Below are 14,090 nucleotides of genomic sequence, written 5' to 3'. Positions count from 1 at the left end.
ACCGCGCGCCCGCCGGTCGGCGGGCGCGCGGTCGTTTCACGGGATGCCCGGTGCACTCGTCGTGGGGGGACGGCACAGGGACGATGTGCGGGGCCGCGGTCCCATCGGACCGCGACCCTGCCACGGTCAGTTGGGGCGGAAGGAGGACAAGGCTTCGTCGAGGTTGGAGTACAACGCGAAGACCTGGTCCAGATTGGTCATCTTGAGCTGGCGGCTGGTGGCGGGGCCGTCGGCGACGACGGCGATCCGAGTGTCACCCGCACGCTGATGCGCGGCCACCAGGGCCGCCATCCCCGCCGAGGCGAGGAAGCTGACCTCGGACAGATCGATCACGAGTACCGCGGGTTTGCCGCCCAGCGTCGCGTCGATGGCGTTCTCGAGCGCGGGGGCGGTAGCCAGATCGACCTCGCCGGCCACGGTGAGCACGGTCGCTTCGTCGCGCACCGAGACCGTGGTGGTCATCGTGTCGGCGAGGGGATACGCGTCTCCGGAAGTGTTGGTCACATCAGAACAATCTGCCATGAACGGTCCTTTCCCGCTGCATCGTCGGCCACATCGGTATCGGATCGGTAGCCGGGTTCGTGGTGAAATACCCAGCTATCGCGGCATTTCGGCGGATACCCCGCGACGCGGTGGCGCAATCGTGCCGCTCATAGGCGACTCGCCGCCGCGGAGAACGACACCGCGGGCAGTCGCACCACCATCCGTACCCGGGTTCCCGGCCCGCCGTGGTCGATATCGAGTTTGTCGGTGAGCGCCTGCATCATGGCGATACCACGCCCGCGGTGCCCGGGATCGGCGGGCAGCGGCCGCCACACACCGGTATCGCAGACATCGATGGTGACGGTGTCCATCCCGGATTCGGCGAGCAGTTCCACCCGCGCCGGGCGCCCACCCAGGTAGGCGTGTTCGATGCTGTTGCTGCATGCCTCGTTGGCGGCGGCGATGATGTCGGTGGCGATCTCCTGCGGGACCGCCGCCGAATCCAGCCACGCCTCGAGCCTACGCCGCATCCCGGCGAGCTCGTTGGCGGCGGCCGGGAAGTCCAGGTGCAGCGGCGCCGGTGGCTGCCGGTACACCACCATGGCGACGTCGTCGTCGTAACCACCGACCGGGCGCAATCGTGACAGCACCGAATCGGCCACCTCGCGCGGCATCTGCCCGGCAACCCCGGACAGCTCATCGGCCAGTTCCACGAAGCGTTCGTCGATATCCACGCCGCGCTGTTCGACAAGACCGTCGGTGAACAACACCAGCGTCGATCCCGGAGCCATCGGCGTGGTGGCCTCGGGGCGGCGGGGCGGATCGAAGGTGGCCAGCGGAACCGACCGGCCGCCTTCGAGGAGGCGGCCCTTGCTGCCCGGTTCGGCCAGCACCGGCGGCATATGTCCCGCGCTGGAGTAGCGCACCAGACCGCGCACCGGATCCAGGATGGCCGCGCACACCGTGGTGCACATGGCGCCCGGAATCCGCGCGGCCACCGTGTCGAGTTCGGCCAGCAGCTGGGCCGGACCGGCCCCGCGCAGCAGCAATGCCCGTGCGGCGGTACGCAATTGCCCCATCACCACGGCCGCGGAGAGCCCACGCCCGACACAGTCGCCGACCACCACGCCCATGGTGCCGTCCTCGAGCCGGACGACGTCGTACCAGTCGCCGCCGATCTCCAAGGGCGGCAACGCCGGTTCGTAGTGCACGGAGAAGCGCGGCGGCAGTTCGATGGGACCGAGCATGGCCCGTTGCAGGGTCAGCGAGGTGGACCGCGCCTGATCGAAGTTGCGCGCCCGCTGCACCGCCAGGCTCAGATGTCCGACCAGCAGCGAGAACAGTGCCCAGTCGCCCGGACTGATGGCGCGCGGCGCGGCGAAGCGCAGCCAGAGCGCCGAATCCCCGGTCTCACCCAGCGGTGCGACGATCCCCTCGGAGCTGGACGCGCCCTCCGGAATCGCGAACATACTGCGCCCCGGCCGCAGCCGGGCCCGGTCCAGCAGCGCCCGCGCCCGCGCGTCCAGCACCTGCCGGGATTCGCCGGTGCGCGGATTGTCCTCGGAGACATACAGTTCCGGTCCGGTATGGCGGTTCGGCCACACCGACACCACCGCCGACTCCGCGCCCACGGTATGGCGCAGTTCCTCCAGCCCGACCGCCAGCACCTCCACCACACTGGTGGCCGCGCCCACCGCGGTGGCCAGCCGCGACACCGCCTGGTCGCGGGCCTGCGCATCGTGCTCGGCGGTGACATCGCGGATGGTGCCGACGAAGATCCGTTCCCCGTCTTCGGGTTTCACCAGCGACGAGGTGCTCACCGCCAGCCACAGCCGCCGCCCGTCGCGATGCCGCACCGGCATGACGAAACGGGCCGCGTCGGTGCCCAGATCCGGGTAGCGCGGTCCGTCCGGCACCGACCACGGATGCGGCAGCGGATACGGCACCCCGTCCGGACCGTAACCGGTGAGCGCACCGAAGGCCGAATTCACCTCCACCAGCGTGCCGTTCGAGTCCACCACGAAGAAGCCGTCCTGGAGCGACTCCACCAGCGCGGTCCGGAACGCGTCACGTCCGGCGAGATCCTCGGCGCGGGAACGCTCCGCCTCGTAGCGCCGCGCCCCGTCCAGGAAGCCGCGGGTGGCCACATCCAGCGCCGCCATGGTCTGCAGCAGGAATTCCAGTGCGGCGTCGGCGCGTTCGTCGTGCGCGGCGGGCAGCAGCCCCTCGTCCTCCAGGATGCGGAAGTGGTGCTCGGTGAGGTCGAGGATGCTGACACCCTCGACCAAAGCGCGGCGGCCCAGCTCGTAGCCCTCGGCGAGGGTGGTCTGGTTGGGCGCGCGCAGGTGCTGGCGCAGTGCGCCGGTGTACGCCGCGCGGAAGGCGGCCAGCACCGTACTCACGGCGTCGGCCCCGTATGCCCGCGGTGACGCGCGGCGAGCACGAGCGCGTCGTCGGTGTCCTTGGCGTGCTTGGCCAGAATCTCGGCGGTGATGTCGGCGGTCGGCTTGGCCAGGTCGATGCCGTCGGCGTAGTCGGGCACGATGCCGTCGGTGGACATCAGCAGCAGATCACCGGGTCGCACCGCCACCGTCTGCGCTTGCAGGTTGGGCGGCAGCAGATAGCCGACGATCCCGCCGACCAGGAGCGCCGCCGCCCGGATCGCCGGTTTGCCGGGAGCCGCGGCGATGATCCGGGATTCGACATTGCCGACCCCGAGCCACTGCACCTTCTCCCCGGCGTCGAGCAGCGCCAGCGATACCGCCGCACCGCGGGTGTCGGCCATGGCGCGATGACACAGCAGCATCAGCACGTCCAGGGGCTCGGCGCGATTCTCCGACAGCACCTGGGCCGCCCGGTCCGCCGCGTCGGCCGCGGCCGCACCGTGCCCGAGCCCGTCCATCACCGCGAACAGCACCGAATCGCCGCCCGCGTCGAGTATCACCGACCGATCGCCGGAGACTCGCTGCCCGGGTAGCGCCCGTCCGGCGACCGCCCATTCCACCGCACCGATGAATCCGTCGTCATGCACCGGTGGGCACCCACTTCCACATCTCCACGAGCGTGCCGTGCCCGGGCGTGGACTCGACGATCAGCTTGTCCATGAGTCGTCGCGCGCCCGGCAACCCCAGCCCGAGGCCGCGCCCCGTGGAGTAGCCGTCCTCCAGTGCCCGCGGGATGTCGAGAATGCCCGGGCCTTGATCCTGTGCCTGCACCACCAGTGCCCGGCGGCCTTCCTTGTCGGTCACCGACAGCCGGATCTCCCCGCTGCCTGCGTAACTCGTGATGTTGCGGGCTACCTCCGAGATGGCGGTGGAGATCATGGTGATGTCGGTGAGTGAGAACCCGTGCTCCAGCGCGAGTTCCCGCCCGGCCTGTCGTGCGGTGACGATGTCGTTCGACTCTTTCACCGCGATCACCACGTAGTCAGCGGCCACGATCACGACCGTCTCGCTGGCGGCGGGTATCGAGTTTGATGTTCAACCAGGCCAAACCCTCCTCCAGGTCGAGGGCGGTGTGCATGTCCTCGAAGGTGAGTCCGAGCTGAACCATGGCGAACGCGACTTCGGGCTGCAGACCCACGATGACCGTCTCCGCACCCCGCAGCTTGGTCATGTGGGCGATGGTACGCAGCGATCTGGCCGCGAAGGAGTCCATCACGTCGATTGCCGTGACATCGACGATGATTCCCTGCGCCCGGTACTTGCTGACGTACTTCATCAGGTCGTCCTGCAGGCGCTCGGTATCGGCGTCGGTGAGGGCGGACTGCACCGACGCGATGAGGTAGGTCCCCTGTTTCAGAATGGGTACCGGCATGAGCGGGCCCGGTCTACCTTCCGTCGCGTTCGGCGGTCACGCGCGACACCTCGTAGCCGAGCAGCCGCTCCGCCTCCTCGATACCACCCTGCAGGTCGCCGACGGCGTTCATCTTGGACAGATCCAGGCCGATGGTGACGAGGGTCAGGGCGATCTCCGAGGACAGGCCGGTGATGATGACGTTCGCACCCATCAGGCCCGAGGCGTCGACGGTCTGCACCAGATGGTTGGCCACGGTGGAGTCGATCGCGGGCACACCGGTGATGTCGATGACGACCACCTTGGCGCGATTGGCTCGTATGGCCCGCAGCAGCTGTTCGGTCAGCTGCCGGGCGCGTTGCGAGTCCAGCACGCCGATGATCGGGAGGATGAGCAGCTGCTCACGCACCTGGAGAACGGGCGTCGACAGCTCGCGGATGGCCTCCTGCTGCTGGCGGATGACGCGCTCGCGCTCCTGCACGAAGGACACGCCCACGGTGTTGGCGATGCGGTTGGCCGCGGGTTCGTAGGCGTCGAGCACCTGGTTCAGCAGCTCGAAGTTCGACTGGTACTTCTCGAACAGCGAGCGGGCCAGCACATCTCGCAGCAGCAGCACGATGCCGAGGACCTCGTCGGTCTCGACGCCTCTGGGAATGATGCGCTCGGACAGGTCGCGCGCGTACGCCTGCAGCGCCTCGACGCTACCGGTCTCGAGAACCTCGACGTAGTTGTCGAAGATCGAGGTCGCCTCGGAGAAGATCTCCTCCGGGGTCATGGCGGTCAGCAGCTGGGCGTCCGTAATACGGCGGGCCCACTCCTCGCGCAGCTCGGTGCGATTCTGCCGCAGGTGTTCGACCAGCTGTGGAAGCAGGTTGTCGACGGACCCCGCGGGCAGTGAATCCGCCGGAAGGCCGATGGACACGTCGGACATGGAAACTCCTGCCCCTTTCACTAAGGCCAGGTTCGGGTGCTCGGTGTGCGCTCGGTTGCCGACAGTCTGCGTGGAACACATGACAGAGCAGCCGTTGCCGAGCCTAGTCTTACCCAATACCCGATGGGCGCGAAACCAAACACGGGCGGGGCGGAGAAATCGTCACGCGGAATGACGGTTCCGGGGTTGTTGCTGGGCCGACGGTCTTCGATGGTGGTCCAGCAGTGTGTCGTAGATATCGGCCAGGGCCGCCAACTGGTCGCGGTCCAGCACGTCGATCATGTGCCGGCGGACGCTGTCGACGTGGGCGGGAGCGGCGGATTCCAGCACCTGCGCGCCCTTGTCGGTGAGGACGGCGGCGGTGCGGCGGGCATCGTCGGGAATGGACTCCCGGGCCACCAGGCCGCGCTTCTCCATCCGGGTGATCTGGTGGGACAGGCGGCTCTGCGACCACTCCAGGACCGCGGCCAGTTCGGCGAAGCTGCGGCGGTGGTCGGGCGCGTCGGCGAGCCGCGCCAGCACGGTGTACTCGACATAGGTGAGATCGGACTCACGTAGGGAGTCCCGGCCGACCGCGGCGGCGATCAGGTCGCGGGTGAAGACGAAGCCGAGCCAGGCACGCCGCTCGAGATCGTCGAGCCACCGGGGCTCGGTGACGGTGCCGCTCTCGGACTCTGTTGCCATGCTGTTTCCCTCCCCACCGCAGACGACCGCATCATGGACAGGTAACACCGTGCGGGTTGAAGGTGCAACCTTTGCATGGTTCGCAGAAATAAGGTTTGCCTTAGACACGGGGTCGGCGGCGTGCTGGCTAGGCTCTCCGGTGCTTCAACACGCCCCGGCCGCCCCCGGCCCTGCTCGAGGAGTGCGATTCGTGACCGCGCCTGACTTCCTGTACTCGGATCTGCTGCCGACGGGTGCCGACGACACCCCGTATCGGCTGCTCACCACCGAGGGCGTCAGCACCTTCTCCACCGGCGGCCGCACCTTCCTCCAGGTCGAGCCGGAGGTGTTGCGCATGCTCACCCAGGAGGCCATGCACGACATCAGCCACTACCTGCGGCCCGATCACCTGAAGCAGCTGCGCAAGATCATCGACGATCCGGAGTCCAGCGGCAACGACCGCTTCGTGGCGTTGGACCTGCTCAAGAACGTCAACATCTCCGCGGGCGGCATCCTGCCCATGTGTCAGGACACCGGCACCGCCATCGTCATGGGCAAGAAGTCCGAGGGTGTGCTCACCGGCGTCGACGACGCCGAGTGGATCTCGCGCGGCGTGTACGACGCCTACACCAAGCTGAACCTGCGCTACTCCCAGCTCGCGCCGCTCACCATGTGGGACGAGAAGAACACCGGCAGCAATCTGCCCGCGCAGGTCGAGTTGTATTCGGCGGCGGGCGATCCCGCGCATCCGGCCTACAAGTTCCTGTTCATGGCCAAGGGCGGCGGATCGGCCAACAAGTCCTTCCTGTACCAGGAGACCAAGGCCATCCTGAACCCGGATCGGATGCTGGAATTCCTGGACGAGAAGATCCGCTCGCTCGGCACCGCCGCCTGCCCGCCGTACCACCTGGCGGTCGTGATCGGCGGCACCTCGGCCGAATTCGCTTTGAAGACGGCCAAATACGCCTCCGCGCACTACCTGGACAATATGCCGACCGAGGGGTCCATGGCCGCGCACGGCTTCCGCGACCTCGAACTCGAGGAGCAGGTGTTCAAGCTCACCCAGTCCTTCGGGATCGGCGCGCAGTTCGGCGGCAAGTACTTCTGCCACGACGTGCGGGTCATCCGGCTGCCGCGGCACGGGGCGTCCTGCCCGGTGGCCATCGCGGTGTCCTGCTCGGCGGACCGGCAGGCCAAGGCCAAGATCACCCCCGAGGGCGTGTTCCTGGAGCAGCTGGAACGCGAACCGGCGCAGTACCTGCCGGAACAGACCGACGAGATCCTGGGCGGCGACGTCGTCAAGATCGACCTGAACCGGCCCATGTCCGAGATCCGCGCCGAACTGTCGAAATACCCGGTGAAGACCCGGCTTTCGCTCACCGGGCCGCTGGTGGTGGCGCGCGACATCGCGCACGCCAAGATCAAGGAGCGGCTCGACGCGGGCGAGGAGATGCCGCAGTACCTGCGCGATATGGCCGTCTACTACGCCGGACCGGCCAAGACCCCCGACGGGTACGCCTCCGGCTCCTTCGGCCCCACCACCGCCGGACGCATGGACTCCTACGTCGACCAGTTCCAGGCCGCGGGCGGCTCGTTCGTCATGCTGGCCAAGGGCAATCGCTCCGCGCAGGTCACCCGCGCGTGCAAGGAGCACGGCGGGTTCTACCTCGGTTCCATCGGCGGACCGGCCGCGCGACTGGCCCTGGACTGCATCAAATCCGTCGAGGTGCTCGAGTATCCGGAACTCGGCATGGAAGCCGTATGGAAGATCGAGGTCGAGGACTTCCCGGCCTTCATCGTGGTCGACGACAAGGGCAACGACTTCTTCGCCGAAACCCAGAAGCCGATCGCTCTGCGGGTGCGGACCCGGTCCAAGGAACGCGTCTGACGCGGTGAGCTCGCCGCGCCGCTCGTAGCGGGCGCTACAGAGCTGGCGCGGGCCGGTCAGACTCCCGCGCCGGTGCGCAGGCGGCGATCCGGGTCGACCAGGCGGCGAATCGTGCGGAGGCGACCGATGTTGTCGCCGAAATATCGTGCGGCGGGGGTATCCGGTTCCGGATAGTTGACGTAGGCCCCCGCCGTCGCCGTGCCCAGGGCGGTGTGCGCCTCGGTGACCCAGCGGTCGGCGGCGGCCGGGTCGGCGGGGGAGTCCACCAGCCACTGCACGGTGGCGGCGTGGCGACGCCACGGAAAGGCCGACGCCGTCGGGTCGGTGTCGCGGACCGCGCCGTCGAGGGGGTCGATCAATGCGTAACCCGGTGCTCGCGAACGGGATCCGGCGAAGACGTGGGCGACGATGCGCTCGGCGGCCGCCGTGAGATCGGTGACGACATCGGAACCGGCGGCCTTGGTGGAGCGGGGCGTGTCGGTGGTACCACCGGCGAGGGTGCGCACCGCGTCGAGATGGTCGAGGGTGTAGCTCTCCTTCGCGCTGGGGGAAACGCCCACGGCGGCGGCGAACTCGGCGGCGGCGGCGTCACCGAGCCCGGCCGGGCAGACGAGCAGCGCCCGGCATACCGCGTCCCCGGCCTCGACCGAGACGGTGAGGCCCGCCCAGACCGATCGCTCGGCCGTCGGCATCCACCGCGCCCACCCGAGCAGGGCGCGCACCGTCGCATCGCGCGGAAAGGTCAGCCGCACGACATCTTTCGCGGTCGCGGCATGGGTGCGCAGGGTCAGCGACGTGACCACACCCACCGTGCCGCCCGCGCCCCGCAGCGCCCAGAACAGATCCGGGAACCGGGAATCCGACACCGTGCGCGCCTCACCGCCCGGCAGCACCAGATCGACGGCGACGAGCCGATCACACGTCAACCCGTACGCCCGGGAATCGACGCCGAGACCACCGCCCAGCGTGAGCCCGGCGAGACCGACGGTCGGGCAGGTGCCGACCGGCAGCGCCCGCCCGAAGCGCGCCAGCTCGCGCAGCAGCGGAAACAGCGTCACCCCGGCCCCCACGGTCACGGTATCGCCCGCGACTACCACCCGGTCGAGTCGCCGCACGTCGACCACCACGGCATCGGTGGTAGCGGACGCGCCGACATACGAATGCCCACCCGCCCGCGCCGCCACGGCGAGCCCCCGCTCGGCCGCGAAACCCACTGCCGCCCGGACATCGTCGGCATCCGCGGCGGCCACGACCCCGGCCGGAACGCGGCCGTCGAACCGGGGATCGAACAGCCGTGCGGCGGCAGCGTATTCGCCGTCCCCGGGCACCAGCACCCGCCCCCGCACCCGATCCCGCAATTCCGCCCACATCCTCGGATCGGCCCGCGCGCTCACACCCCTGCCACTGCCCAACACCGCCGCCGCGCCGACCCCCAGCCGCAGCGCCCCGCGCCGCGACAGCGCTGGGCCCCCGCCACCCGAACCCGGAGCAGGCGAATCGGACCCGCTGTGCGGTGACCTCGAATCGGCGTCCATATCGTCGGAGTACCCCTCACAGTCGGCGCGCGACGGGGATTCGTCACCCGAAGTCCGGCGGATGGCCGCCCGTGGCGGTGCGACCGTGGCCCCGGGCAGCCAGGTCGGGCCTCGCCGTCGCCAACGGCACCCAACACGGCTTGGACACCTCTACACCCGCGACTTGGGCCGCACCCGTGGCGGTGCGACCGTGGCCGGGCGGCAAGGCCGGGCCTCGCCGTCGCCAACGCACCGAATACGGCTTGGTCGCCTGGACCGCGCCTCCGCATCCAACCCGCACCTGCCCGCCGCCCGGGGGGCCATGCGGGAGTCTGCCCGCCTCACGGCCGGGTTCGGCTCGGGTCGCTGGGAGCTGCGGCCACCGCCCGGTCGGTCGGGTTGTCGGTGTGCCAGTCGTCCCATCTGCGGCTGTCGCGCCGGACTGGTTGTCGCACGGTCGGTATCGGCGCGCATACGGCGGTGGCGCGCAAGCGGCCCGCCGTTCGGTCGAGTCCGTCCGTGTGCGATTCCGGCGCGGCGGCGTGCCGTGGTGCGAAACGCCGCGGGGGTGTGGGGCCGATAGGATGCGCGGACGGTCGCTGTGCGGAAGATCTGGTTCGCGAGTTTTCGGCGTTCTCCTGCGGGGCCGGGTGTCGGGTGGCATCGGGTCGGGTTCGGGGACCGATCCGAGTCGGGTGTGCGAACGAATATGTGGAGGTGAGCGGATGCGGATGAACAAGGGCGAGGGTGGTTCTCGCGGTGCCGAGGGCGGGCGCGGGGTGCGGCGTGGAGCCGTGCTCGCGCTGCTGGCCGGTACCGCGTTCGGCGGCGTGAGCACATCGGTGGCGCACGCGCACCCCGAACCCGCTGTTCCCGCCGCCACCGAGGAAACCGGTACCGCACCGGCGGGGGTGGCGGACGCCACGGTGTCCCCGCGCGACGGGGTGGTCGCCACGGTGTGGCCGTCGGGCGCGGGCGGGGAGCCCGCGGCGGCGGGGTCCTTCACGCCGTCGGATGCCGCCGCCCTGCTCGTCTTCGGCGGCACCCGCGTAACGGACTTCGCGACCCACCTGGTCTCCGCCGGTGCCGGTCAGGCGCCCGCGCAGTTCGTCGCCACCACCGCGGGCCTGGACCCGCTGCTGGCCATCGCCTACGATCTGGCCGCCGCCGAGGCGCACGCCCAGGGCGTTCCGCTGTCCATCACCTCCGGCTACCGCAGCCCCGGTGAACAGCAGGCCATGTGGGAGGACGGCATCGCAACCTACGGCAGCCCGGAGGAGGCTCGCCGCTGGGTGCTGCCGCCCGAGGAATCCACCCATGTCACCGGCCAGGCCGTGGACGTCGGCCCGCGGGAAGGCGCGGCGTGGCTGGAGGCCAACGGCAACCGCTGGGGTCTGTGCCGCACCTTCGACAACGAATGGTGGCATTTCGAACTCGCCACCCTGCCCGGCCAGCCCTGCCCCGCCCGACTACCCGACGCCTCCGCGCGCTGAACGCCGCACCGGGCGACAAACCTGCGGACAAGGCGATGTCCGCAGATTCGCCCGGTGTGTGCGCAGGTGGTTCGGCATAGTGTGACGCTGGCGCACGTGCCAGCACTCCGTCGTCACGACGGTCGACATCGATCAGGCATCGTTGCGCCCCGCACACCCGCGGGGACGATTCGGGAGGTTTTTCGGGTGGTCAGGCACGGCAACCGCAGCACCAACCGCACGGCACGCTCCGCCCTCGCACACCCGAGACCCCCGATCCGCCGCGCCGCCCGCAGCGAACCCCTCTACCCGCCGGGCTGGCTCCTGCTCGAACTCCCCACCGCCATCCTGCTCGCCGTCTTCATCGGCACCGGCTGGCTCGGCTACGCCCACCCCACCGGCCCCACCCACCCCCAGCCCGCCGTGGTGGTCCCCCTCGACACCCCCACCCGCGCCGAGTAGGTCGAGCGATCACGGGGAACTGGTGGCGGTAACGCCCCCGAGAGGGCTCCGCCACCGGTTCCCCCTCGCGGTCAGGCGACCGTGAGGGGGATGCCGCCTTCGATGGTGTGCGGGGTGCGGCGGCGGTTGGGGGAGCCGAGGGCGGTGGTGAGGTCGGTGCCGTCGTGTTCGGCGAGCAGGTCACCCGCATCCCAGACGAGCAGGGTGGCGCTGACGGTGTTCTCGGCCGCGGAGTGGGCGAGATCGTAGTGGGCGCAGGCGGGGACGTGGTCGTAGGTGATCCACAGGTCGTAGCCGGTCATGAACAGGTCGAGATCGAATTGCACCGAGAGACCGAGCAATTCGCTGCGACCGTTGTCGTCCACACCGGCGAACGCCTCGTCCAGGGCGAGCAGGCGCGGCGCCTGCGGATCGGCCGAATCGAGCATGACGTGGGCCGCCGCGAACAGCGGAAGATGCAGCGAGACCGACTGTTCGCCGCCGGACAGGGCGCTGTGGCGGGCCACGGTGAGCCGGTCCTCGGTGCCGTCGGCGGTGATGATGGTGAAGGAGAACACCCGCCAGGTGCGGTAGTCCAGGGTGGTCGCGAGGATCTCCGGGAACGACCGCTCCGGATGGGCGGCGCGGGCCGCGCGGATCTCCGCGGCGAAATGTGAGCGGATGGTCGACAGATCGTCGGCGGTGAGCTCGGAGGAGTCGCGGTCGAGAATCTTGCAGACCGCCCGTGCCGGATCGGACAGCGTATCCGCGAGCACCCAGTGCACGCCGATGGTGTTGCCCGAGGACATGTGCCGCTGCTTCATCTCCGCGCCCATCTTGGCGATGAGATCGCGGGCATCGCCGGTACGTTCGTGGATCTGCTGGGCCAGGCCGGTGAGCAGGGCGTCCTCCAGGATGCGGCGCTCGGAATCGGTGAGCAGCAGTTCCTGATCGCGCCGGGCGGCGGCGATGCGCTCGGCGAAATCGGCCAGGGCCGACAGGCCGTGCTCGTCGTGCACCTGTACCACCGTGAGACCGTCGGCGGCGTCCCAGTGCAGCCGATAGTCCTGGCGGGATGCGGCCAGGGCGGCATCGAATTCCTGCAGCGCGGTGGTGACCGCGCTGCGGGTGGACTTGCGGGCCGCCTCGCCCGCCCGCACCGAAGCGGTCGCGGCGGAAAGGTTCTCGAACAGTTCGAGCACCTCGGGCGGGAGCACCTGCGGCTGCTGCTCCGGATCGCCGTTCTCGATGCGGTAGAGCAGCTGCTCCGGGGTGGACCAGGCGGCATCGCTGCTGGGCCAGCGGCTTTCGGCCTGCGCGCCGAGCAGGGTGAGCAGATCCGGGCGGGCGTAGGGGGCGAGAGTCCGCACGTCGGTGCGCAATTCGGCGAGGGCGGTGCCGAGCGCGTCGTGGGCGGCGCGGTGTGCGCCCTCCGCGCTGCCGACCGCCTCGATGGCCTCGTGCGCGGCCTTGCGGGCGGCCTTCTGCTCGGCGCGGGCGGCGTCGATCCTCTCCCGCGCGGCCTCCAGTTCGCGGTCGATATCGGCCGCGCCCGCGCCCAGCGCCTCCCGCAGCGTCTCCAGCTTGCGCAGCTGCTCCTCGTAGCCGGTCCGGGCGGCCTCGGCCTCCTCGGCGAAAGCCTCGGCCAGATCCCGGGATTCGTCGAGGCGGTCGCGCGCCTCCCGGGTGCGTTCGTGCTCGCGCTGGTGATCGCCGCGCAGACGCAGCAGGGCGGTACCGGCGTTCTCGAAATGCCGGACGGCGGCGGCCAGGGCGTCCAGTTCCGCCGGATCGCGCGGGGCACGATGGTCGGCGGCGATGGCGCGCACCTTCTTCTCCGCGGCCGTGCAGTCGGCGATCGCCTGATCGAGGTCCCGCTCGGTCTGCGCGGTGGCCTCGGAGCGCGAGCGCAGCATGCCCGCAGCCTCGGACACCGCGCGCAGGGCGGCGGTGACGGCGGCGGTGCGCGGCAGCGCCTTGGCGGCGGCGGTGATCCGCGTCAGCTCGGCGGTGGCGGCGGCCGCCTCGGCCTCGGCCTCGGCAATGGCGGCCTCGGTGGCCTCGATGGCGGCCGCCAGTTCCGCCAGCCGCAGTTCGCGGCGGCGGGCACGGGCGGTGGTGCCGATGAATTCGGCGTCGGACTTGGTGTGGCGGCCCAGCTGGATGCCCTGGCGGAAGTGTCCGCCGGTGGTCACCGTGAGGCGGGGGTGCGCGGCGACTGCGGCCAGCGATGCCGGGTCGGCGGCGCGGGCACCGTCCGCCCCGGATGCGGCATGGGCTTGCGCGTTGTCCGCCCCGGACACGGCACCGGCCTCCGTACCGGCGTTCGGGGGCGTGGTGCTCTCGTGCAGGGCGATCGAGCCGAGAATGTCGGCGACCGTGGTGCGGGGGACGCCGAAGGTGTCGTCCTCGACCTCCAGGACATCGGCCAGGGTGGGGCCGGTGGGGCGGTCGGCCGGGGGAAGCGGGAGCAGGAACTGCTCGGAGTCGTGCGCCGGGACATCGGCGTCGGGGGTCACCCAGGCGTCCAGAAGGTTCGCGGCCTGGAGGGCGGCCTCGACACCGGCGGCGGAGGCGGGGGCGAGGTGCGGGGCGAAGCGGACCAGTCGCCACAGGGGAGCGCCGGGGCGGGCGTCGCGATCGGCGGTGCGAGCCGCGAACGGCGGTGGGGCGTCGTCGCGTTCGGCCGCGATGCGCTGCTGCTCGGCGCGCAGCTCGGCGAGCTGGGCCGTGGACTGGTCGGCCCGGGTGCGGGCGTGCAGGCGGCGGGCGCGGATGTCCTCGGTGAGGGGTTCGGTGCGCTCGGCGAGAACCTCTGCCGGGGTGAGGAATTCGGTGCCGGAACCGGCGGCGGGTGCGCCGGTGGCGGACGGGGTCGCGGTGGGGCCGGTGTCGGCTGTGGG

Annotated in this window: 12 protein-coding genes; 3 read left to right on the top strand and 9 right to left on the bottom strand. The window is 70.5% G+C overall.

Annotated features, from left to right (window positions below; genetic code table 11):
- Window positions 1-126: 126 nt before the first annotated feature.
- The 7 genes from ON31_RS16075 to ON31_RS16045 form a co-directional block, all read right to left on the bottom strand.
- Window positions 127-462 (bottom strand): STAS domain-containing protein, encoded by a 336-nt coding sequence (locus ON31_RS16075; protein ID WP_039814600.1) that lies wholly within the window; start codon window positions 460-462, stop codon window positions 127-129.
- 188 nt (window positions 463-650) lie between these two features.
- Window positions 651-2,885 (bottom strand): SpoIIE family protein phosphatase, encoded by a 2,235-nt coding sequence (locus ON31_RS16070; protein WP_051037340.1) that lies wholly within the window; start codon window positions 2,883-2,885, stop codon window positions 651-653.
- Window positions 2,882-3,514, bottom strand: a complete 633-nt coding sequence (locus ON31_RS16065; RefSeq protein WP_029923539.1) for a SpoIIE family protein phosphatase — start codon at window positions 3,512-3,514, stop codon at window positions 2,882-2,884. The genes ON31_RS16070 and ON31_RS16065 overlap by 4 nt, the downstream gene beginning before the upstream one ends.
- Window positions 3,507-3,920, bottom strand: coding sequence for an anti-sigma regulatory factor (locus ON31_RS16060; RefSeq protein ID WP_029923540.1), 414 nt, complete (start codon window positions 3,918-3,920; stop codon window positions 3,507-3,509). The genes ON31_RS16065 and ON31_RS16060 overlap by 8 nt, the downstream gene beginning before the upstream one ends.
- On the bottom strand, window positions 3,910-4,299 hold the full coding sequence (locus ON31_RS16055; protein WP_029923541.1) for an STAS domain-containing protein: 390 nt from the start codon (window positions 4,297-4,299) through the stop codon (window positions 3,910-3,912). The genes ON31_RS16060 and ON31_RS16055 overlap by 11 nt, the downstream gene beginning before the upstream one ends.
- Window positions 4,300-4,312: 13 nt before the next feature.
- Window positions 4,313-5,209 (bottom strand): STAS domain-containing protein, encoded by an 897-nt coding sequence (locus ON31_RS16050; protein ID WP_029923542.1) that lies wholly within the window; start codon window positions 5,207-5,209, stop codon window positions 4,313-4,315.
- Between the two features lie 162 nt (window positions 5,210-5,371).
- Window positions 5,372-5,893 carry a MarR family winged helix-turn-helix transcriptional regulator gene (locus ON31_RS16045; RefSeq protein WP_039814561.1) on the bottom strand — a complete coding sequence of 174 codons (522 nt, stop codon included), beginning with the start codon at window positions 5,891-5,893 and terminating at the stop codon, window positions 5,372-5,374.
- 190 nt (window positions 5,894-6,083) lie between these two features.
- Between ON31_RS16045 and ON31_RS16040 the strand changes: the two genes are divergently transcribed.
- Entirely contained in the window at window positions 6,084-7,760 is a 1,677-nt protein-coding gene (locus ON31_RS16040; RefSeq protein WP_051037352.1) for a fumarate hydratase, read from the top strand.
- Between the two features lie 56 nt (window positions 7,761-7,816).
- Here ON31_RS16040 and ON31_RS16035 read toward each other — a convergent pair whose 3' ends face one another.
- Window positions 7,817-9,154: an FAD-binding oxidoreductase gene (locus ON31_RS16035; RefSeq protein ID WP_157533688.1), complete on the bottom strand. Its 1,338-nt coding sequence runs from the start codon at window positions 9,152-9,154 to the stop codon at window positions 7,817-7,819.
- A gap of 1,190 nt (window positions 9,155-10,344) precedes the next feature.
- Here ON31_RS16035 and ON31_RS37985 point away from each other — a divergent pair.
- Both ON31_RS37985 and ON31_RS38395 read left to right on the top strand, forming a co-directional pair.
- Entirely contained in the window at window positions 10,345-10,767 is a 423-nt protein-coding gene (locus tag ON31_RS37985; protein ID WP_039814594.1) for a M15 family metallopeptidase, read from the top strand.
- Window positions 10,768-10,953: 186 nt separating this feature from the next.
- Entirely contained in the window at window positions 10,954-11,208 is a 255-nt protein-coding gene (locus ON31_RS38395; RefSeq protein WP_039814558.1) for a hypothetical protein, read from the top strand.
- Window positions 11,209-11,279: 71 nt separating this feature from the next.
- Here ON31_RS38395 and ON31_RS16020 read toward each other — a convergent pair.
- Window positions 11,280-14,090, bottom strand: a 2,811-nt coding sequence (locus tag ON31_RS16020; protein ID WP_303621446.1) for an SbcC/MukB-like Walker B domain-containing protein, incomplete at its 5' end; no start/stop codon positions are given.

It is taken from the genome of Nocardia otitidiscaviarum NBRC 14405 (assembly GCF_000308635.1).
In the GTDB taxonomy this organism is placed as follows: domain Bacteria; phylum Actinomycetota; class Actinomycetes; order Mycobacteriales; family Mycobacteriaceae; genus Nocardia; species Nocardia otitidiscaviarum.
The sequence above is the reverse complement of the archived record's forward strand: the minus strand, read 5'-3'. Positions and strand labels throughout refer to the sequence as shown.

What these genes read in the sequence shown, in the direction of transcription:
- ON31_RS16075 (WP_039814600.1), bottom strand. Translation starts at nt 462, where the DNA reads ATGACCACCACGGTCTCGGTGCGCGACGAAGCGACCGTGCTCACCGTG.
- ON31_RS16055 (WP_029923541.1), bottom strand. Translation starts at nt 4,299, where the DNA reads ATGCCGGTACCCATTCTGAAACAGGGGACCTACCTCATCGCGTCGGTG.
- ON31_RS16050 (WP_029923542.1), bottom strand. Translation starts at nt 5,209, where the DNA reads ATGTCCGACGTGTCCATCGGCCTTCCGGCGGATTCACTGCCCGCGGGG.
- ON31_RS16045 (WP_039814561.1), bottom strand. Translation starts at nt 5,893, where the DNA reads ATGGCAACAGAGTCCGAGAGCGGCACCGTCACCGAGCCCCGGTGGCTC.